Annotated in this window: 18 protein-coding genes and 2 pseudogenes; 2 read left to right on the top strand and 18 right to left on the bottom strand. The window is 51.2% G+C overall.

Translation table 11 applies throughout. The annotated features are described in order from the left end of the window. Positions 1-216: 216 nt before the first annotated feature. From A7098_RS10625 to A7098_RS10545, 16 genes and pseudogenes are all read right to left on the bottom strand, one after another. Positions 217-1,329 (bottom strand): AAA family ATPase, encoded by a 1,113-nt coding sequence (locus tag A7098_RS10625; protein ID WP_105280767.1) that lies wholly within the window; start codon positions 1,327-1,329, stop codon positions 217-219. Further along, positions 1,326-2,033 (bottom strand): RNA ligase family protein, encoded by a 708-nt coding sequence (locus A7098_RS10620; protein WP_105280766.1) that lies wholly within the window; start codon positions 2,031-2,033, stop codon positions 1,326-1,328. Before A7098_RS10620 ends, A7098_RS10625 begins: the two co-directional genes overlap by 4 nt. A gap of 257 nt (positions 2,034-2,290) precedes the next feature. Further along, positions 2,291-3,829, bottom strand: a complete 1,539-nt coding sequence (gene emrB, locus A7098_RS10615; protein WP_001516928.1) for a multidrug efflux MFS transporter permease subunit EmrB — start codon at positions 3,827-3,829, stop codon at positions 2,291-2,293. Positions 3,830-3,845: 16 nt separating this feature from the next. Next, positions 3,846-5,018, bottom strand: coding sequence for a multidrug efflux MFS transporter periplasmic adaptor subunit EmrA (emrA, locus tag A7098_RS10610; RefSeq protein WP_032226033.1), 1,173 nt, complete (start codon positions 5,016-5,018; stop codon positions 3,846-3,848). Positions 5,019-5,144: 126 nt separating this feature from the next. Then, a complete protein-coding gene (emrR, locus tag A7098_RS10605) occupies positions 5,145-5,675 on the bottom strand; it encodes a multidrug efflux transporter EmrAB transcriptional repressor EmrR (RefSeq protein ID WP_000378436.1) in 531 nt (176 codons plus the stop codon). A gap of 90 nt (positions 5,676-5,765) precedes the next feature. Then, complete coding sequence (gene ygaH, locus A7098_RS10600) at positions 5,766-6,101, bottom strand: L-valine transporter subunit YgaH (RefSeq protein ID WP_000119757.1); 336 nt, start codon at positions 6,099-6,101, stop codon at positions 5,766-5,768. Beyond that, a complete protein-coding gene (ygaZ, locus tag A7098_RS10595; protein WP_000254578.1) occupies positions 6,091-6,828 on the bottom strand; it encodes an L-valine exporter subunit YgaZ in 738 nt (245 codons plus the stop codon). Before ygaZ ends, ygaH begins: the two co-directional genes overlap by 11 nt. Before the next feature lie 123 nt (positions 6,829-6,951). Further along, a complete protein-coding gene (locus A7098_RS10590; protein WP_105280765.1) occupies positions 6,952-8,136 on the bottom strand; it encodes an MFS transporter in 1,185 nt (394 codons plus the stop codon). Positions 8,137-8,327: 191 nt separating this feature from the next. After that, positions 8,328-9,320, bottom strand: a complete 993-nt coding sequence (gene proX / locus A7098_RS10585; RefSeq protein WP_001216525.1) for a glycine betaine/L-proline ABC transporter substrate-binding protein ProX — start codon at positions 9,318-9,320, stop codon at positions 8,328-8,330. A gap of 57 nt (positions 9,321-9,377) precedes the next feature. Beyond that, positions 9,378-10,442, bottom strand: coding sequence for a glycine betaine/L-proline ABC transporter permease ProW (proW, locus tag A7098_RS10580; protein WP_000774961.1), 1,065 nt, complete (start codon positions 10,440-10,442; stop codon positions 9,378-9,380). Next, positions 10,435-11,637 carry a glycine betaine/L-proline ABC transporter ATP-binding protein ProV gene (gene proV / locus A7098_RS10575; protein ID WP_000985478.1) on the bottom strand — a complete coding sequence of 401 codons (1,203 nt, stop codon included), beginning with the start codon at positions 11,635-11,637 and terminating at the stop codon, positions 10,435-10,437. The genes proW and proV overlap by 8 nt, the downstream gene beginning before the upstream one ends. A 355-nt stretch (positions 11,638-11,992) precedes the next feature. Further along, a complete protein-coding gene (gene nrdF / locus A7098_RS10565; protein ID WP_105280764.1) occupies positions 11,993-12,952 on the bottom strand; it encodes a class 1b ribonucleoside-diphosphate reductase subunit beta in 960 nt (319 codons plus the stop codon). Positions 12,953-12,961: 9 nt separating this feature from the next. Then, positions 12,962-15,105 (bottom strand): annotated as a pseudogene (nrdE, locus tag A7098_RS10560) (class 1b ribonucleoside-diphosphate reductase subunit alpha). Continuing rightward, on the bottom strand, positions 15,078-15,488 hold the full coding sequence (nrdI, locus tag A7098_RS10555; RefSeq protein WP_000080948.1) for a class Ib ribonucleoside-diphosphate reductase assembly flavoprotein NrdI: 411 nt from the start codon (positions 15,486-15,488) through the stop codon (positions 15,078-15,080). The pseudogene nrdE and the gene nrdI overlap by 28 nt, the downstream one beginning before the upstream one ends. Beyond that, positions 15,485-15,730, bottom strand: a complete 246-nt coding sequence (nrdH, locus tag A7098_RS10550) for a glutaredoxin-like protein NrdH (protein ID WP_001220162.1) — start codon at positions 15,728-15,730, stop codon at positions 15,485-15,487. Before nrdH ends, nrdI begins: the two co-directional genes overlap by 4 nt. A 208-nt stretch (positions 15,731-15,938) precedes the next feature. After that, on the bottom strand, positions 15,939-16,370 hold the full coding sequence (locus tag A7098_RS10545) for a carboxymuconolactone decarboxylase family protein (RefSeq protein WP_000209790.1): 432 nt from the start codon (positions 16,368-16,370) through the stop codon (positions 15,939-15,941). Positions 16,371-16,457: 87 nt separating this feature from the next. Here A7098_RS10545 and A7098_RS10540 point away from each other — a divergent pair. Beyond that, positions 16,458-17,792: pseudogene (locus A7098_RS10540) on the top strand (PLP-dependent aminotransferase family protein). Positions 17,793-17,847: 55 nt separating this feature from the next. On the opposite strand, the gene A7098_RS10535 reads toward A7098_RS10540, so the two are convergent. Beyond that, positions 17,848-18,177: a DUF883 domain-containing protein gene (locus A7098_RS10535; protein WP_010345700.1), complete on the bottom strand. Its 330-nt coding sequence runs from the start codon at positions 18,175-18,177 to the stop codon at positions 17,848-17,850. A 151-nt stretch (positions 18,178-18,328) separates the two neighbouring features. Here A7098_RS10535 and A7098_RS10530 point away from each other — a divergent pair, with 151 nt between their 5' ends. Further along, on the top strand, positions 18,329-18,673 hold the full coding sequence (locus tag A7098_RS10530; RefSeq protein ID WP_000281310.1) for a DUF2002 family protein: 345 nt from the start codon (positions 18,329-18,331) through the stop codon (positions 18,671-18,673). Positions 18,674-18,709: 36 nt separating this feature from the next. Here A7098_RS10530 and alaE read toward each other — a convergent pair whose 3' ends face one another. After that, positions 18,710-19,159 (bottom strand): L-alanine exporter AlaE, encoded by a 450-nt coding sequence (gene alaE / locus A7098_RS10525; RefSeq protein ID WP_105280763.1) that lies wholly within the window; start codon positions 19,157-19,159, stop codon positions 18,710-18,712. Positions 19,160-19,588: the final 429 nt, after the last annotated feature.

Genomic DNA, 19,588 nt, shown 5'->3' with positions numbered 1-19,588 from the left:
TGTTTATTGTTTGCACATCTTTTTAGATATAAAAAACACCAGGATTATTATCAAAAAATAATGTAAGTCTGGTTTCCAGACATGGGTTATATGCACGTAAATAATAAGATTAAATATTTCCTCATTAAGAAAAGTGCAAAAGTATTCTCTTCTCAGGCAATGTAAATCTGCCCGATACGATAAACGTATCGGGCAGGTGTTTAATTCTCCGGCTTTCTACCTGTCAGTCACCCGACATTCCACGCTATGCGCTTCATCAGGTTGTGGAACTTCCAGCCTTGAGGCCATCCGCATCACCACCGCTTCAGGAACGACATACTCGCGTCTGGCATTTTGCTGCTTCCATTGCGCCCATGGCACTTCCAGATAAACGATTTTTACTCGTGCGCCGTAAGCCGTAAACAGACTGATAAGCTGGCTACGCAGCTGGCGGGTAATGTTCGTTGCATTCCAGACAAACGACTTCTTTTGCCGAAGTCGCACGCGAGCTTCTTCTTTTGCCTGCTGTACAATACGACCAGTCGCGGTTTTATCGTCAGGGCTGGCATTGATTCGCCGCCGCATGTCATCAAGGCTGATAACATCCATTCCCTGGCACTGTTCACTGATATAGCGATCTTTGCCCATTCCCGGTAAGCCACACAGCAAAGTAACTTCAAAATGTTCAGCCTCCCAGGGAACAAAATCGGGAGAACTTTGTTCATGGGTCAGGTAATGCCAGCGTGCGGAATCAGAAACGAATGGGCGCACTTTTCCCCAGCATTGTTGCTCCTGGCAAAACAGCACGAACAGATCGATGCGTTCCAGCATTGACTGCTTATCAGGGCAATGACGACCAAGCAGATCGGCACGGGCAAGCAGGGCGAGCAGACGCGTGTCGACGCGCATCGCAGCAGTGAGCAGTAAACGCTCCGGTTCCGGACGTTCCAGTAACCATAGCGGTAACCCATGCAGACGCACCAGTGCAACGATTTGCTCGCGCAGCACAAATGGTGTGGGGATATCGCGCCATAAAATTTGTCGGGCCGTCAGTTCGCCCCGACGAGCATGACCAGGCGACTGAATACGTCCGTTTTCCTGAACGGTAGTGCTGCGCTTTTCAACATCATGCAATAACGCCGCCGCCCATAAAACTTCCTGCTGTTGAGCGGGGAGTTGCTGGAATTCTGGCAGAGTAACGAGGGCGTTAAGCACCATTTCGGTATGCACGCCAACGTCACCTTCGCCATGATGCTCCGGGTCTTGTGGCGTGTGATGCATCTCCTCAACCCAGCTAAAACGCTGGCGAAGTGTCGACCAGCGTTTATCGTCGGTAAGTCGCCAAATCATGACTGTTCTCCATAAGCGAACTCATGTGCCATCCGCGCCCGACGCCAGTGGCGCTTCCAGTGTTCGCTGGTTTTGACATGATTTTTGCGCACGTACTTGAATACATTATGGGGAAAATCGGCAACGGAAAATGCGTCGCGATTTCGGCTGACAATGCCTTCCAGCGTACAGGGTTGCCCGGTTTGCGTATCCCAGGGATCGAACGCGCCGCGCTCACAGGTCAGCGCCAGAAAATCATGTTGCCAGCTTTTTTCATCTTTTCCCGGCTGCGGGCCGGAAATTTCCGGGACGCAGGGAAAATCAAACAAGGCGGCGTAAAACTGAACTTCTTCCCAGCTTAACCACATGTCCTGACAGCGAACGGCAAACAGATAAAAATCCTGCTCCAGTGCCCGGTATTCAATGGAGTGAACGGCATAAAGATTTTCGCCAAACAACTCCAGATCGCCGAGATCGTTTTTCAGTAGTTGCCAGCGTTGGCGAATCTTATAGCTCCATGCCGATTCCGTAGGGGCTGCATGGGAACGGGCAAACACGCCGAAGCGATTAAGACAGTTATTTTCGCCGTCGAGTTTTTCAGTATGTACCAGTTGCGAAATTGCCTGCATATCTTGCCAGTAACTGGCGTTAATGCGGTCATCGCTGGTGGTGCCAGGGGAGAAAGGGTAGTGCCAGGTTCTCCCGTATTTACGTTGGGTATTCATAATAATCCATTATTTGGTGTGTAATAAATGTACGCCCGCGAGGGTGCGAGTTTTGGGGTTAAAAGAAAAATGTAAGTATCACCCGCGAAAGCGAGGGCGAAGGGAAAAGAGAATTAACAACCTGAACGAATGTTCAGAACCGGTTAATGGTGAATGGAAGAGTGTGAGGCGGCGAGAAGATACACCGATTGAGTGGATAAAACAACCGTTTGCAGAATGAGCAAATAAAAAGGGAGCCGCAGCTCCCTTTGACAACATCAGTGCGCACCGCCTCCGCCGCCACCTGCGCCAAATGGCGGCCTGGCAAACCACACCAGCCCCAGCAGGACGAGGAATATTCCGGCTGACATCCAGAAGATCTCATTGGCGGAAATAATCAACCCCTGATTAGTGATCTGCTGGGCAATCCAGCCGGAAGCTTGCTGTTGCGTCATTCCCAGCCCTTCCAGTTGATGGTACATCGCCTGGGCGTTCGGGTTATACGGATTCACTGATTCGGTCAACTGCGCATGGTGCAGCGACTCGCGGTTAGTCCACATAGTCGTAGTGATTGATGTCCCTATAGACCCCGCCAGCGTTCGCGTAAAGTTGGAGAGACTCGACGCCGCCGCCAGTCGTTCCGGCGGCAAACCAGAGAGCGTAATGGTGGTCAGCGGCATAAAGAAGCAGGCCACCGCGAAGCCCTGGATAAACTGCGGCCAGGCCGATGCACCAAAATCCATACCTGGTTCAAAGGTATAAGCACGCCAGTAAAAGCAAACGGCATACATAATAAAGCTGAAGGTTACCAGCCGACGCATATCCAGTTTATGCGCAAAACGGCCGATAATTGGCGACAGGATCACCGGAATAATCCCTACCGGCGCAGATGCCAGCCCTGCCCAGGTTGCCGTGTAGCCGTAGACTTCCTGCAATAATTGCGGCAACAGAACAATTGCGCCGAAGTAGAGCATGTAGGCGAGGCTGATACACAAGCAGCCAATTGTGAAGTTGCGCGATTTAAACAGTGACAGGTCGACTATCGGGTTATCGTCGGTCAACTCCCAGACAATCAGGAAGCTGATAGCCACCACCGCCACCACGGTGAGGATGATAATTTCTTGCGATGAGAACCAGTCCAGCTCTTTACCCCGGTCGAGCATAATTTGCAGGCTACCGATACCAATCACCAGCAGCGCCAGCCCCACAGCATCAATCCGCCGCCTTTCTGTACGGGTTTCGCGTCCGCGCAGGGTTTGCAGTGTCATCAACACCACCGCCACGCCAATTGGCACGTTGATGAAGAATATCCAGCCCCAGTGGTAATTATCACTGATATAACCGCCGAGGATTGGGCCGCAAATTGGCGCGACAATCACCGTCATCGACCACAACGCCAGCGCGATCGAGCGTTTAGCTGGCGGGTAGTTATTCAGTAACAGACTTTGCGAAAGTGGGATCAACGGCCCGGCGACAATCCCCTGAATCACGCGGAAGAAGATCAGCATATTCAGACTACTGGAAACACCACACGCCCACGACGCAATGGCGAAGGCAATGGTTGACCAGAGGAACAGCTTCACTTCCCCGACGCGTTTTGCCAGCCAGCCGGTAAGGGGGATCGAGATGGCGTTTGCCACCCCGAAGGAGGTGATCACCCACGTTCCCTGGCTGAGTGATGAGCCCAGATTCCCGGCGATAGTGGGGATCGCCACGTTAGCAATGGTGGAGTCCAGCACCTGCATGAATGTCGCCAGTGACAGCGCAATCGTCATAATGACCAGTTGCGCGCCTTCCAGCGGTTTTTGCTGTTGCATCACACGCACCTCTGGATTAGCCAGCGTTAGCTTTTACGATGTCGTCGATCAGTTTATTGACAGGTGCCAGGCTGATTTCACGCGCGGTGCTTACCGCTACCGGCGTAGAACGTACTTTGTTTGCCAGTACCTGACCGTCACGGTTAGTGGTATTGACGCTCACCAGCGTGGACAAGCCGATACGCAGTGGGTATTGCTCAAGCTGTTTTTGGTCCAGTTCAATACGAACAGGCAGACGCTGAACGACTTTGATCCAGTTACCGGTGGCATTTTGCGCCGGAAGCAGCGAGAACGCGCTACCTGTACCCATATCCAGACCGACCACTTTACCGGTGTATTTCACATCATCGCCGTAAATATCAGTGGTGATGGTGACCGGCTGACCGATACGCATATTGGCAATCTGCGTCTCTTTAAAGTTGGCATCCACCCACATATTGGTAGCCGGAACGACCGCCATCAGCGGCGTCGTTGGGCTAATTTGCGCACCAGGCTGAACGGCTCGGCGGGAGACATAGCCGGTCATTGGGCTGACAATACGGGTACGTTCCAGCGCCAGCCAGGCGTTACGTACTTCAGTAGCGGCCTGTTGCACGGCAGGCTGATCTTCCAGTTTAGTTCCCAGAATCATCGCCTGATTGGCATTGTATTGTTGAATGGCGACATCCAGTTGCGCCTGGGCGCTGGTGACGGCGTCGCGGGCGTGTTGCAGTTCTTCGCGACCAATCAGGTTGGCATTGCCCAGCGGCACACGGCGGTTGTAGTCGCTCTGTGCTTTAGCGAGGGCGATTTTTTGCACCTCAATATTCGCCTGCAACTGCTTGCTGTTAATCATCAGCTGGTGGGTTTGGCGAACGCTGGAAGCCAGTGCAGTTTTGGCTTTTTCAAACGCCTGGCGAGCATCTGTCGGGTCGAGAGTGACCAGCACATCGCCTTCTTTTACAAAATCGGTGTTATCGGCCCAGACTTTCGTCACGCTGCCAGACACCTGAGACATAATTTGAATCTGATTCCCTGCCACGTATGCGTCATCGGTCTCTTCAAAATGACGCAGTACCAAAAACCAATAAATTCCTATCGCTACGGCAATAATGATAAAGAGCAAGGTGAGAAGGAGGAGCAGACTCTTACGTTTGCCGCTCTTCTTTACCGGTTGCTGCGGGTTTTGAGTCTCCGCATTTGCGCTCATATTGTTCTCCACGATCTTCTTAACTCATCGGCTGAGCCGACCTGCTTGCCAAAAAGGCCAGCACGTTGCGATGCTGGCCGGTCAGTTTTTCTTTTATAAATCTGGATTTTTGAGCGAGATGACGCGTTAGCTCATCGCTTCGAGGACCATGCCGTCTTGTTCCATCTGGTCGAGACGGGAGAGCAACTTGCGGGTGATTTGCTCAAGCTGATCTTTTTCGCTAGTGCTGAGTGCGGACCAGAGTTGATGCAGGCAGTTATGCTGCGGCGGTAAAACCTCGCGCAAAAACTCGTGACCTTTTTCCGTTAATTGCAGATGCAGGCAGCGGCGATCGTTGTCGCTTTCACGACGCTCGATCCAACCGCGTTTTTCCAGTTCATCGGCAATACGCGTCGCATTGGTACGGGATGATCCAAGAGCACAACTTAATTCAGAAGGCTGAATACTGTGGTTTTCCTGAGACTCCAGCGTAATCAACGCCATAAACAACGTCTCGTTAATCCCCTGAGCCTTCAGCATTTTATTGCGGTTCTCCAGCAGCTTGCTCTGCATATGCATACAAAGACGGGTCAGAAGGATTTCCTGGTAAGGAAAATCTTCGTGGCGGCTGGCGCGAAATTTTAGCATTTGTTCAATGGGCGTAAACGAACTATCCATTTGGGTATGACCTCATTAATTTCAGCCGATATAGTAACGACAGTGACAAATAAAGTAAATGTATTGTTTTAGAAAATTGATTCTTGTGGGTTATATAATCGCCATCACTTTCCAGGCGAGCCCGTAGGCCAGCGCACTTAGCAGTGTAGGGACGATAATGCTGCGTGTTTTATAGAAACTGGCACCCAGTACCGCGAAGCCAACCAGTGTGGGCACGAAACGGCGTGTATCGTGCATCACTTCTGGTGCGGTAGAGACAACCAGCAGAGCACAAATCGAGGCTATGCCAATGGTGTCGAGCAAAATACCCACCGCACCACGTTTGGTCGGGCGGGCATTACCCACACGCAGGCGCAGCGGCAAATAGCGAAAGCAGTAATTAACCGCGCCAACCAGCAACCCAAGCAGCAGAACCTCATAGCTCATCGGGCGCTCCTTGCCAGAATGCCTGAATTAGCGCAGTGAGGCAGCCACAGACAATGCCTGCCAGAATGGCGACGGGAATAGAAAATAGCGTTACGCCCGCAAGGGCGCCGATTAACGCTGCGGTAACGCAAAGGGATTGTTTGCGCTGGAAAGAGGCGAGCAGAAAACTCATAAAGAGCGCCGGTAGCATAAAGCCTAATGCTGCTTCAACGGCTGGATAACCTTGCAGCAATCCGCTGCCAGAGAATGCCCCTATAACCGTACCAAATACCCACGATGACCATGAACTGAAGGCAATGCCAATCATCCAGTTCTCGCTCCAGCGGCGATTATTGCGTACCAGCTTTGCCGTTGCTGCGGCAAAAACTTCATCCGTCAGGCCAAACGCCCATAATGCAGTTTTCGATTTTTGCAAACGCTGAACAATGCGGCTACGCAACGATGGGCCATACAGGATATGGCGAACATCCATTGCCATGACGGTCAGCGCAGCGACCCACAAACTACTCCCGGCTGCCAGCATCGTGGTAATGACGAACTGACTCGCGCCTGCATAAATGATGCAGGAGAAAAAAACGCTTTCGAGAGGAGAAAATCCCAGACGGGTCGCATTCAGACCGAAAGCAAAGGCCACCGGAATATAACTAATAACAATCGGTAAACTGTCTTTGCATCCTTCCATGAAGGTCGCCGAACCTGAAGCAGGCAGAGGAGTAGGGCTTACCATAGAGTGTACGCTTAACGACTGTTAAAATTATAAATGGACTGAATGAATATCTTAACCTTATCAGACTGATGGGCTTCTTAACACCCTTATAAGTGTAAAGCCACGAAAACGGTTGCTGATTGTCTAAATAGCGGCTTCCTGACGATGAAAACCTCGCCACCAGACCAACAGATTAACCAGGGCAATCGTCGCACCAGCCAGACAAACGCCAGCCCAACCGGCATGTTGCCAGGCAGAGGCCGAAATCAGTGAACCGGCGGCACCGCCAATAAAGTAACTGGTCATATAGCCTGCGGTCAGACGATTACGTGCATCAGGATAAATACGATAAATCACGGTTTGATTGGTGATATGCACGCCCTGTACGGTGAGATCCAGCACCAGGATGCCAATAATCAGCGCCAGCACGGAAGTGTGACCAAACCAGATCGCCAGCCATGAAAGCAACAGCAGCAGTAGGCCGAAAGTTGTTGTCAGGTGCGATTGACCCTTATCGGCAAAACCACCTGCCGGACGTGCGCCCAGCGCCCCAGCGGCTCCTGCAAGGCCAAACAGACCAATCGTTCCATCGCTGTAGTTAAAAGGCGGTGCTGAAAGCAAAAAGGCCATTGAGGTCCAGAGAATGCTGAAGTTGGCAAAGGTCAGACAGCCCAGTACCGCGCGGGTGCGCAGGATCTTATCGCTGATAAACATGCTGAAAACGGAACCTAACAACTGTGGGTAGTTGAGGTGCGTCTCCGATTTCATCTGCGGCAGGCCACGCCACAACGCCAGCGCCATTAGCGCCATTAATACCGCTGCGACCCAGAAAACGGTGCGCCATCCGCCGAGATTTGCCAGCAACCCGGCAACGGTACGCGCCAGCAAAATGCCCAGTAGCAGGCCGCTCATAATTGTGCCAACCACCTTGCCGCGTTTTTCCGGCGAGGCCAGTGTTGCCGCCAGCGGAACCAGAATTTGTGCCACGACCGAGAATAAACCCGTTAATGCCGTACCGAGGATCATCATCGCCAGTGACTGACTGCTGGCGGTAATCAACATACCGCCCGCTGCCAGTAAGGTCATCGAGACAATCAGGCGGCGGCGTTCAAACATATCACCGAGGGGAACAAGAAATAGCAGACCGGCGGCATAACCTAGCTGCGCGGCAGTGACAATAAAGCCCGCTGAACTGGCAGAAAGGGAAAAGTTACGCGCAATAGTGTCGAGCAATGGCTGAGCGTAATAGTTGCTGGCAACCGCCAGACCGGTGGCGATCGACATTAGCACGATCAGCGCCGGGCTAAGCTCATGATTAGGTTTAGTCATTATTTTTGTTCATCAGGTGATGATTAAGATGGAAATCAATAATAGCGGATGTTGATGAATATGGGATGAAAGATAGATTGTTGAAATGTGCGGTGTGGTGTGTAGGCATGATAAGACGCGTCAGCGTCGCATCAGGCATTGTGTACAGAATGGCGGATGCGGCAAAAACGCCTTATCCGCCCGAATAAAAATTACTTCTGCGCTGCCAGCGCCTCATTTACCCAGCCATCGAACTGTTGCTGGTGGGCTTTGATCCAGCCATCAACGTGACCCTGAATATCGCCTTCTGAGGCTTTGCCGTCATGCATAATGGCGTTCTGGGCGTTAATGTCTGCCACCGGCAACTGCATAATGGCAAACAGTTTCGCTGCCGCCGGGTTTTTCTCAGCCCAGGCTTTGTTGGCAACGATATGCATGGTGCTGACCGGGAAGCCGTAATTTGCGCCATTCGGTAGTTTGGTATCGGCGTTTTTATCACCCGGCAGTGCGGAGAACGGCACCTGCAACCAGACGACATCTTTGCCCGGCTTCAGTTCGTTACTCACCCAGTACGGCGTCCAGGTGTAGTAAAACACCGGCTTGCCCTCTTTGTAACGACTGATGGTGTCGGCCATCATCGCCGCATAGTTACCCTGATTATGCGTCACGGTGTTGGTCAGTTCATACGCAGCAAGCTGGTGATTAATGGCACCTTCGCAGCCCCAGCCGGGGTTACAGCCGGTTAAATCCGCTTTGCCATCGCCGTTGGTATCAAACAGTTTGGCGATCTTCGGATCTTTCAGTTGCGCGATGTTGGTGATTTTGTACTGGTCGGCGGTTTTCTTATCGATCAGGTAACCCTGCGCCGCGCCATTAACGAATACCCCTTCACGATAAAATTTCTTATCGCCACCGGCTGCTTCGTACATGTTGTCATGCAGCGGCGTCCAGTTCACAGCGGTGAAGGTTGCATCGCCAGAAGCAAGCGAGGTGTAGCCAACGTTGTAATCCACTTCGCTGGGTTTATTGACGGTATAACCTAATTTCTCCAGCGCACGACTGACCAGCAGCGTCTGGAAGGTTTCTTCAGTGATGGTGCTCTGAACTGGATTAACAGTAATGCCTTTGCCCGGCAGATCGGCAGCAAAAGTTTGTGTAGAGATAAGCGTGGCAAACGCTGTCGCAAAAAGTACGCTATGTCGCATTGTTATTCCTTTTTTTGGCAGGGTGATAATGCCCGGCGTCACCGGGCAAGTGCAGAGTTACTTAATGAATGGGCGGGTCAGCAGACCAACAGGGCCAGTGGTGTACCAGCGACGGTTGCCGCGACTGCGTGAGTCGCGCCCAACGGCCTGCGTCAGGCGATCGAGGATAATGGCGAGGATCACAATCCCGACGCCGCCAACGGTGGCAAGCCCCATATCCAGACGACCGATACCGCGAAGTACCATCTGACCCAGCCCGCCGACGGCAATCATCGAGGCAATGACCACCATAGAAAGGGCCAGCATCAGCGTCTGGTTAACGCCCGCCATAATGGTCGGCATCGCCAGCGGTAACTGAACTTTGAACAGCATCTGGCGCGGGCTGGCACCGAATGAGCGCGAGGCTTCAATCAGATCCGCCGGAACCTGGTTAATCCCCAGAATGGTCAGACGGATAATCGGCGGCAGAGCAAAGATGATAGTCACCACCACGCCCGGCACGTTACCGATACCAAACAGCATGACGATTGGCACCAGATAAACAAACGCTGGCGTGGTCTGCATGGCATCAAGCAGTGGACGAATAATTTTCGCCGCTCGCGGACTTCTCGCCAGCCAGATCCCCAACGGCAAACCGATGACGATACAGAACAGCAGGGCGGTTAATACCAGCGCCAGGGTGACCATTGCTTGCGACCATGCGCCAATCGCGCCGATAGCAATCAGTGAAACCAATGTCGCAACGCCCATACCGACGCCGGAAATCTGCCAGGCGATGAGAGCGAAAACGATAATCGCCACAGGTGCAGGCATACCCAGCAGCAATTGCTGGAAACCGTTGAGAATATAATCCACCGGAACGCGCACACCCTGAAAGACGGGACGGAAATGGGTAACGACCCAGTCGATCCCTTCAGTTACCCAACTGTCGAGTGGGATCAGCGTCTTGTGGAATGGATCGAGAATATTAAAATGCTCGACGTTTGGCGCAGGCGTACTGGACAGCCAGTCAGCGCCACCGCCGTCAGTCGGTGCAGCAGCCGGTGTACCCCAGGCGTCTGCGGATTGTGCGGCGCTGTCTGCCGCTGGTGTGGTATCCCACGGATTATTTTGATCAGCCATTGTTTACCCCCTCACGATCTAAAGCGCGCAGCAGCATTCCTTTCGAAATGATGCCGACATACTGTTGGTCCTCGTCGACCACCGGCACCGCACAGGGCGCCTGTCCGACATGAGAGAGCAACTCGCTAAGAGGCGTTTGTGCATCGACCGCTAACGGCGCATCAATCAGCGCCGCATCAAGACCTTGCTGCTGCGTTAATGCTGCTTTTAACGAATCGATAGACACTGCGCCGACAAATTTATTACCGCGTTCGATGACGTAACCATATTCGCGGTCTTCATCCTGCAATAATTTCAGCGCCGAACGCGGGCCGAAGCCGGGTGTTTTACGAATTAAGCCATTAGGGCTGCGGCGGGCAATATCTTTTGCGCTGAACACCTGGCTAATATCGACGCCACGGAAGAAGGTACGGACATAATCATTCGCCGGATTATTGAGAATTTCATCCGGTGTACCGACCTGAACGACTTCACCATTTTGCATAATGGCAATTCTGTCGCCAATACGCATAGCTTCATCGAGATCGTGGGAAATAAATACAATGGTGCGCTGATGTTTCGCCTGTAATTTTACCAGCTCATCCTGCATCTCGGTGCGAATTAGTGGGTCGAGCGCCGAGAAGGCTTCATCCATTAATAAAATATCCGGATTGATGGCTAATGCGCGAGCCAATCCGACACGTTGGCGCATCCCGCCAGAAAGTTCGTCCGGATAACTGTGGGCATAATTTTCCAGCCCGACCTGACGCAGTGCATCAATGGCTTTTTCCCGGCGTTCTTCGGCATTAATTCCGGCCAATTCCATACCAAACGCAGTATTGTCCAGCACGGTCATATGTGGCATTAAGGCAAAGGACTGGAAGACCATCGCAATCTTTTTTCTGCGCACCTCACGGAGTTCGGCATCGGATATTTTGGCAATATCCACACCGTCAATCAGTACTTGTCCACGGGTGGGTTCAATCAGGCGATTGAGAAGGCGTACCATTGTGGATTTACCCGAACCGGATAATCCCATGATGACAAATATCTCGCCTTCTTCAATGGCCAGACTGGCGTCTTTTACGCCAAGCGATAGACCTGTTTTTTCCAGAATTTGTTCTTTTGAAAGTCCTTTTTCGATATATTTGAAAGCCCGTTGTGGATGCTCGCCAAATATTTTATAGAGATTTTTAATTTCTAATTTAATTGCCATGCAATAGAAAGATTCCTGTTATTTGTTTATGTCGATATATTACCCGATGGAAATAGTCACTTTTTTCTACCCTAACATACTGAGAATCTGAGGCAACCCCTGATGGCAAATGTGGCATGAATATTGATGTGAGCAAATTGCCGGAATTTCCCGTGATATAAGGGCTGAGAGCAAATCGAGAAAAGTTGATATTTTTTGTTATAGATAGCGGAAAAAACGCCTGAATATTGTAGTTTCAGGCGAATAATGCAACAGAGTATCAGTGTAGATCACCACAAAATATCTGTGTGATAAAAAGCCATTTAATGAAAATTATTTCCCTGCTGCGGTTGGTGATATTTTTTAAATAACCGTGTCAGAAATTCCAGTCTTCGTCTTCTGTTTCGACCGCTTTTCCCATCACATAAGAGGAGCCAGAACCGGAAAAGAAATCGTGATTTTCATCGGCATCCGGCGAAAGCGCGGCGAGGATTGCCGGATTCACTTCCGCCATTTCTGCCGGGAAAAGCGGTTCGTACCCCAGATTCATCAACGCTTTATTGGCGTTGTAGCAGAGAAACGCTTTTACATCGTCAGCCCACGAGGTTTCGGCGTACAGCTCATCGGTGTATTGCAGTTCGTTGTCGTAGAGTTCCAGCAACAAATCGAAGGCAAAATTCTTTAACTCTTCGCGTTGTGCCTGGGAGATTTTTTCCAGGTTTTTCTGATATTTATAACCGATGTAATAACCGTGCACTGCTTCATCGCGGATAATCAGACGGATCAGGTCGGCGGTATTAGTCAGCTTACCGCGACTGGAAAAATACATCGGCAGCCAGAAGCCAGAGTAGAACAAAAATGATTCCAGAAAGACACTGGCGATTTTCTTTTTCAGCGGATTATCGCCGCGATAATGTTGCTGAATAATCTGTGCTTTTCGCTGCAACGGCGCGTTTTCTTCACTCCAGGCGTAGGCGGCATCGACATCTTTTGTCTGGCACAGCGTCGAGAAAATCGAACTGTAAGAGCGGGCATGAACCGCTTCCATAAAGCTGATATTTGATAATACCGCCTCTTCATGGGGCGTGATCGCATCGGGCATCAGCGAAGGTGCGCCGATAACATTTTGTAGCGTGTCGAGTAGCGTCAGGCCAGTAAAAACACGCATCGTCAGTTGTTGCTCTACGGCGCTTAATGTCTGCCAGGCGGGGATATCGTTCGACAGTGGCACTTTTTCCGGTAGCCAGAAATTACTGGTCAGGCGATTCCACACCTCCAGATCTTTATCGTCAGTAATCTTGTTCCAGTTGATGGCGCTGATACGTGAGAGTTTCATAGATATTCCTTAAAGTGCGCAGGAGACGCAGCCTTCAATTTCAGTACCTTCCAGCGCCATCTGACGCAGGCGAATGTAATAGAGCGTTTTGATACCCTTACGCCAGGCGTAAATCTGCGCTTTGTTGATATCGCGGGTGGTGGCGGTATCTGGGAAAAACAGCGTCAGCGACAGCCCCTGATCGACATGGCGTGTGGCTTCGGCGTAGGTGTCGATAATCTTTTCCGCGCCAATTTCGTAAGCGTCCTGATACAGCGCCAGATTCTCATTAGTCATAAACGGGGCAGGGTAGTAAACGCGCCCGGTTTTACCCTCTTTGCGGATCTCTACTTTCGCCACAATCGGATGAATACTCGACGTAGCATGGTTGATATAAGAGATAGAACCGGTTGGCGGCACCGCCTGAAGATTCTGGTTGTAAATGCCGTAGCACATCACGTCGTCGCGCAGCTGCGCCCACATCTCACGGGTAGGTAGCGTAATACCGCTACGGGCAAACAGTTCGCCAACTTTCGCCGTTTTCGGCTGCCAGTTACCTTGCAGATATTGGCTAAAATATTCACCGCTGGCATAGCGCGACTGTTTGAACCCGGCGAAGGTTTCACCGCGTTCGCGCGCCAGCAACATCGAGGTGCGCAGCGCGTGCCAGGTGATGGTATAGAAATAGAGATTGGTGAAATCCAGAGCCTCCGGCGAACCATAGGCGATGCCTTCCCGCGCCAGATAACCGTGTAAATTCATCTGCCCCAGCCCGATGGCGTGTGAGGCGGTATTTCCGGTCTCGATGGAGGGCACGCTGCGGATATGACTCATATCCGACACCGCCGTCAGACCGCGCACGGCTGTTTCTACCGTGCGAGCAAAGTCGGGGGAATCCATGGTGTGGGCAATATTCAACGAACCTAAATTGCAGGAAATATCATGGCCTGTGCGAGCATAGTTGAGATTCTCGTCATACTCTGAGGCGCTGTTTACCTGCAAAATCTCTGAGCAAAGATTGCTCATATTTATGCGCCCGGCGATAGGGTTAGCACGGTTTACCGTGTCTTCATACATGATGTACGGATAGCCGGACTCAAACTGGATCTCCGCCAGCCGCTGGAAGAAATCACGCGCGTTGATGTATTTTTTGCGGATGCGTTTATCGGCAACCAGTTCGTCATAGTGTTCGCTGATGGCGATATCGGCAAACGGCTTGCCGTAAACCCGCTCAACGTCATAGGGCGAAAACAGTGCCATCTGCGCATTCTTTTTCGCCAGATGGAAGGTGATATCCGGGATCACCACGCCCACGACAGCGTTTTAATGCGGATTTTCTCGTCGGCATTTTCCCGCTTTGTGTCGAGAAAACGCAGAATATCGGGATGATGGGCATGTAAATAGACTGCACCCGCCCCCTGACGAGCGCCAAGCTGATTGGCATAGGAAAATGCGTCTTCCAGCATTTTCATCACCGGAATTACGCCAGAAGATTGATTTTCAATACGTTTAATTGGCGCGCCCGCTTCCCGCAGATTCGACAGCAAAAATGCCACGCCGCCGCCGCGTTTCGACAGTTGCAGTGCGGAATTTACCGCCCGGCCAATCGACTCCATATTGTCTTCAATACGCAGCAGAAAACAGGAAACCAGTTCGCCGCGCTGCTGTTTACCACAGTTGAGGAATGTTGGCGTGGCAGGCTGAAAGCGTCCTGACAGCATTTCATCGGTCAGTTGCAACGCCAGCGTTTCATCGCCTTGTGCCAGCGTCAGCGCCACCATAGTGACTCGATCGGCAAAATCCTCCAGATAACGCTTACCGTCGAATGTCTTCAACGTATAGCTGGTGTAAAACTTCCATGCACCGAGGAACGTCTGGAAACGAAAACCGCTGGCGTGCGCGCGGGCAAATAGCGTAATGACAAAGTCGCGAGAGTAGCGGCTGAGAACGCTTTCATCATAGTAACCTTCGTTGACCAGCCAGTTCAGGCGCTGCTGCTGGCTACTGAAGGTCACACTGTTCGGGCGTACATGCGTCGCCATAAAGGCGTCTACGGCCTGGCTGTCTTTATCGAACTGAATGCGACCTGCGCTATCGTAAAGGTTAAGCATCGCATTCAGGGCGTGGTAATCCATTGTTTCCTGCGTCAGGCGGTCTGCGGTTGTCGTTGCCAAAATTCGGTTACTCCTTTACGAACATTTTCGATATCGCTTTGCGTACCCATGAGTTCAAAGCGGTACAGCCACGGCACGCCGCATTTCCGGGCAATCACATCTCCGGCGCGACCATACGCCTCACCAAAGTTGCGATTACCCGAAGCAATAACGCCGCGAAGCAACGCCCGGTTATGTTCGTCGTTTAAAAAGCGAATCACCTGTCGTGGCACAGCGCCAGCCGTACCGCCACCGCCGTAAGAGGGCACGATCAGGATGTAAGGCTCGTCTACCTGAATCCGTTCCCGCTCATTGAGTGGAATGCGCACGGCGGGCAGCCCTAAACGTTCGATAAAACGCTGCGTATTTTCGGAGCTGCTGGAGAAGTAGACGAGCTGGCTCATGCACTGGCCGCGTGTGGCGCTGGATGCAGACGGTTGATCATATCCGGACGAAAACCAGACCAGCTAAGATCGCCTGCAATCACTACCGGCAACTGACGAAAGCCCTGAGCACGCAACGCTTCCGCCGCTTCAGGAACGCGATCGACATTAATCATTTCAAAATCAAAGCCCCGGTTTTCCATCGCCCGTTTGGTGGCGTGGCACTGAACGCAATCGTTACGAGTGTAAATAATAATGCGCATGATTCGTATTTCCGTTTAAAATGAAGATACGGCGCGATGATACGCGTCGGGTTGTCTCTCTGTTGATACAGGGATACTAGATGTAGTTGAAAAAAGATTCAACCATACAAGATATGGGAAATTTCGATAAATCTAACCGCCGCCGAGCAGCTCAGCGGGGTAGGGGGTTTTGTGTTCTATAGCCGGGTGATTACCCGGCATCAGGAAATTACATCCGCATGGAAACGGCCAGGCGGTTAAAGCAATTCATCAGTCCGATGGCAAAAGTCAGGTCGCTGATCTCTGCTGCGCTGAAATATTCAAGCAAAGGTTGATAAACGTCGTCTTCTGCATGGCTTCGGGCAATATCGGTCACCGATTCCGCCCAGGCCAGCGCCGCCCGCTCGCGATCATCAAAATGATGGCTCACCCGCCAGCCTGCCAGAGCGTCCAGCTTGTGCTGCGGCACACCGGATTTGCGTAATGCTTTACTGTGCATCTCCAGACAAAATGCGCAGCCGTTTATTTGCGAGACGCGCAAATAAACTAACTCCATCAGTGTGGTATCCAGCGCACTATTTTCCAGCGCCGTTTTGGCCTGCACCAGCGCGTTATACACCGCCGGGCTAAGTTCGTAGTAAGGCTGACGTAATGTAGTCATACAGTTTCTCCTCTTATTAACGCCCGCAATGTAGCACTATAATGGACTGCTAAAGAGAGCCATAAATTACCTAAAAAAGCAGACCATATGCCGCGCTATCAGGATATCGCCCGTCAGTTAAAAACGGCTATTGAGCAAGGGGAACTGAAACCCGGCGCAAGGCTACCTTCCAGTCGTACCTGGTCGCAGGAGCTGGGTGTGTCTCGATCCACCGTCGAAAATGCTTATGCTGAGCTGGTGGCACAAGGATGGCTGGTACGGCGGGGGCAGGCGGGCACCTTTGTCAGCGAGCAAATACATCCCCAACAATCCGCTGTGGATGTGCTTGCCTTTGCCGGTGAAAGCTAGCAACCGCTACCATTCCAGATGGGATTACCCGCACTCGATCTCTTTCCGCGAGAGCTGTGGGCGCGGGTGATGGGGCGCCGTCTGCGTACCCAGACGCGCTTTGATTTGGCGTTAGGCGATGTCTGTGGTGAGGTGGCGTTGCGTGAGGCAATTGTTGATTATTTACGCGTCTCACGCGGGATTGAATGCCAGCCAGAACAGGTCTTTATCACTCACGGTTATGCAGCCTCAATGGCCTTAATTCTGCACGCGCTGGCGAAACCGGGAGACGGGATGTGGATGGAAGATCCTGGCTTTCCGCTGATTCGCCCGATTGTTACTCGCCACGGTGTGGAAATTTTACCTGTGCCTGTTGATGACAACGGACTGGATGTCGCAAGTGGAATGCAAAATTATCCTGATGCGCATTTTGCCCTGATAACTCCGGCACACCAAAGCCCGCTCGGTGTTGCGCTCTCACTGGCGCGCAGGCATCAGGTGCTGGCGTGGGCAGAGCGTGCGCAGGCGTGGATTATTGAAGACGATTACGACAGTGAATTCCGTTATCACGGTAAGCCATTACCGGCGCTGAAAAGCCTCGACGCACCACAGCGGGTGATTTATGCCGGAACATTCAGCAAATCGCTATTTCCTGCATTGCGCTGTGCGTGGCTGGTGGTGCCGGTGGAGCAGATTACGCAATTCCGCCAACAGGCGTCACTGAAGCCATGTGCAGTGCCAGTTCTATGGCAGAACACACTGGCTGACTTTCTTCGCGAGGGGCATTTCTGGCGGCATCTGAAGAAAATGCGTCAGCACTATGCGCAGCGTAGGCAGTGGATTGAACAGGCGCTTACGCAACAGGGATTCCTGGTTATGCCACAAAAAGGCGGCATCCAGATGGTTATCAGCATGGTGGGCGACGATATTTTCCACGCGCGTAAAGCCAATACTGCTGGCCTTGCGGTGCAGGCACTTAGCGACTGGCGTATCCGATCAAGTGGGAAAGGAGGATTGCTTCTCTCGTTTACCAATATTATCAGTGAGAGTATGGCGCAGCAGGTGGCACAACAATTACGCAGAGCCTTAAGTTAAAAACCCCGAAGTCAGGCTTCGGGGTCAAAGACGCGTATTTATTATCATTGTTTCACTACGATTTGCGTATGCTTAACAGCGCGCCGATAAAAATACCTACCGCAGCTGCTGTACCCACGCTACACCAGGGTCTTTCACGAACAAAAGAATCTGCGCAGCCAACTGCATCGCGCGCGGCTTGCTGGACGCGAGTACGACCATGCATCCGCGCTCTGGTTTCTTTCAGTAGAGCCTGAGCTTTACTGCGTGCGGCTTCGGCTTCACCTTTGGCGTCGCTGCCCCAGGACTTCAATACAGATTCGAGACTGTCGGCTAATTGATTGACGTCATTCTGAATATCCTGCACGCCATCATCGACGTCGTTGCGGTTCGGTCTGTTAAACATATGATCCCCCATTAGAATTCGATGTAATTTTCAGTGTAGACCATAATTTTCTTAACAGAGATTCATCGCGGCTTTATGGACTTTTCTGAAAGCGTTGTGAATGCGCAATCAGGTAAGGTAGGCGCGCAGTAGATATTAACGAGGATAAAATATGTATTTACGACCAGACGAGGTGGCGCGCGTACTTGAGAAAGTCGGTTTTACTGTCGATGTAGTAACCCAGAAAGCATACGGTTACCGTCGTGGGGAACATTATGTCTATGTTAACCGCGAAGCGAGAATGGGACGTACCGCACTGATAATTCATCCAACATTAAAAGAACGTAGTTCCACACTGGCTGAACCTGCTTCCGATATTAAAACTTGCGATCATTACCAGCAATTTCCGCTCTATTTAGCGGGTGAACGTCATGAGCATTACGGTATCCCGCATGGCTTTAGTTCGCGTGTTGCGCTTGAACGTTATTTGCATGGCTTATTTGGCGAAGCCAGTTAAAGACGCGACTGGCGATGCCAGTCGCGAAAAGAAGGGTCAGGCTTTTACCTGCTGGTAGCGGCTCACTTTGAACAAGCGGCGACAGTAATCAAGGAAGTAGCCATAGACCGCCCCCATCAGCATCGAAACAACGATGTTTGAACTGACCGCTGCCATAATCTGGTGCCAGTCTGCGCCTACCACTAATAAGATCGCCATATACACTGGTGACTGGAACGTCACATAAGCCAAAATATCAGCCAGATTTTTTGTCCAACCAGAGTGGCTAACTTTGCGTGCCGCGCGCATAAACAGATCGCGGTACATGCCATATGGCCATGCAATTAAGATATTCACCGGGACGGCCACCAGCCTGGAATAAAAAGACTGTTCGAAGCTCATCCCGGAGAGGAAAACTTCAATACACATGTTCACGACAGTACAGTAAACAACCATCGCGAACGTGTCTGCAACTGCATGACGCAAGCGTGACTGCGGTGAGAACATGCTAATGCTCCTTAATAAAAGCGAAATCGGGTATGAATGGAAATGGAAGCAGTGCTTTAGACTGCCTGTTTCATTTTTGCATAGCGTATATTGCTGGTTGTTAGTAATCAATTAGTGAAAAATTTTTATTTATTTTGTTTTTGTAGATAAAATGTTCCGCAATGGCGTATTTTTTATACATTATGGATTTTTAAATGCCTTTATGAATAATTTTATTTAAAATCATATTATTACGTGGTCATTGTGAACTGTGCTGGTGGGGCGGTTAAGGGGTGTTAACGCCGTAAAGCGTAGACAATCCGGCTTTAGTAGCGGGTTGAGCTCATTTTGGATTTTTTATGACCTGAAGCCACTAATGCCAGCATAAAACTTCAGTTTCTGAAACTTTGTTTTTATTCTTTGTGTATGCATTTTTTTTTAGTTTTTTTT

Origin of the sequence: Escherichia sp. MOD1-EC7011 (genome assembly GCF_002965005.1) — a bacterium.
GTDB classification, from domain to species: domain Bacteria; phylum Pseudomonadota; class Gammaproteobacteria; order Enterobacterales; family Enterobacteriaceae; genus Escherichia; species Escherichia ruysiae.
This window is presented reverse-complemented; position numbering and strand designations above follow the sequence as displayed.

Coding starts and splice junctions, on each gene's coding strand:
- A7098_RS10625 (WP_105280767.1), bottom strand. CDS start 1,329: ATGATTTGGCGACTTACCGACGATAAACGCTGGTCGACACTTCGCCAG.
- A7098_RS10620 (WP_105280766.1), bottom strand. CDS start 2,033: ATGAATACCCAACGTAAATACGGGAGAACCTGGCACTACCCTTTCTCC.
- emrB (WP_001516928.1), bottom strand. CDS start 3,829: ATGCAACAGCAAAAACCGCTGGAAGGCGCGCAACTGGTCATTATGACG.
- emrA (WP_032226033.1), bottom strand. CDS start 5,018: ATGAGCGCAAATGCGGAGACTCAAAACCCGCAGCAACCGGTAAAGAAG.
- emrR (WP_000378436.1), bottom strand. CDS start 5,675: ATGGATAGTTCGTTTACGCCCATTGAACAAATGCTAAAATTTCGCGCC.
- ygaH (WP_000119757.1), bottom strand. CDS start 6,101: ATGAGCTATGAGGTTCTGCTGCTTGGGTTGCTGGTTGGCGCGGTTAAT.
- ygaZ (WP_000254578.1), bottom strand. CDS start 6,828: ATGGTAAGCCCTACTCCTCTGCCTGCTTCAGGTTCGGCGACCTTCATG.
- A7098_RS10590 (WP_105280765.1), bottom strand. CDS start 8,136: ATGACTAAACCTAATCATGAGCTTAGCCCGGCGCTGATCGTGCTAATG.
- proX (WP_001216525.1), bottom strand. CDS start 9,320: ATGCGACATAGCGTACTTTTTGCGACAGCGTTTGCCACGCTTATCTCT.
- proW (WP_000774961.1), bottom strand. CDS start 10,442: ATGGCTGATCAAAATAATCCGTGGGATACCACACCAGCGGCAGACAGC.
- proV (WP_000985478.1), bottom strand. CDS start 11,637: ATGGCAATTAAATTAGAAATTAAAAATCTCTATAAAATATTTGGCGAG.
- nrdF (WP_105280764.1), bottom strand. CDS start 12,952: ATGAAACTCTCACGTATCAGCGCCATCAACTGGAACAAGATTACTGAC.
- nrdI (WP_000080948.1), bottom strand. CDS start 15,488: ATGAGCCAGCTCGTCTACTTCTCCAGCAGCTCCGAAAATACGCAGCGT.
- nrdH (WP_001220162.1), bottom strand. CDS start 15,730: ATGCGCATTATTATTTACACTCGTAACGATTGCGTTCAGTGCCACGCC.
- A7098_RS10545 (WP_000209790.1), bottom strand. CDS start 16,370: ATGACTACATTACGTCAGCCTTACTACGAACTTAGCCCGGCGGTGTAT.
- A7098_RS10535 (WP_010345700.1), bottom strand. CDS start 18,177: ATGTTTAACAGACCGAACCGCAACGACGTCGATGATGGCGTGCAGGAT.
- A7098_RS10530 (WP_000281310.1), top strand. CDS start 18,329: ATGTATTTACGACCAGACGAGGTGGCGCGCGTACTTGAGAAAGTCGGT.
- alaE (WP_105280763.1), bottom strand. CDS start 19,159: ATGTTCTCACCGCAGTCACGCTTGCGTCATGCAGTTGCAGACACGTTC.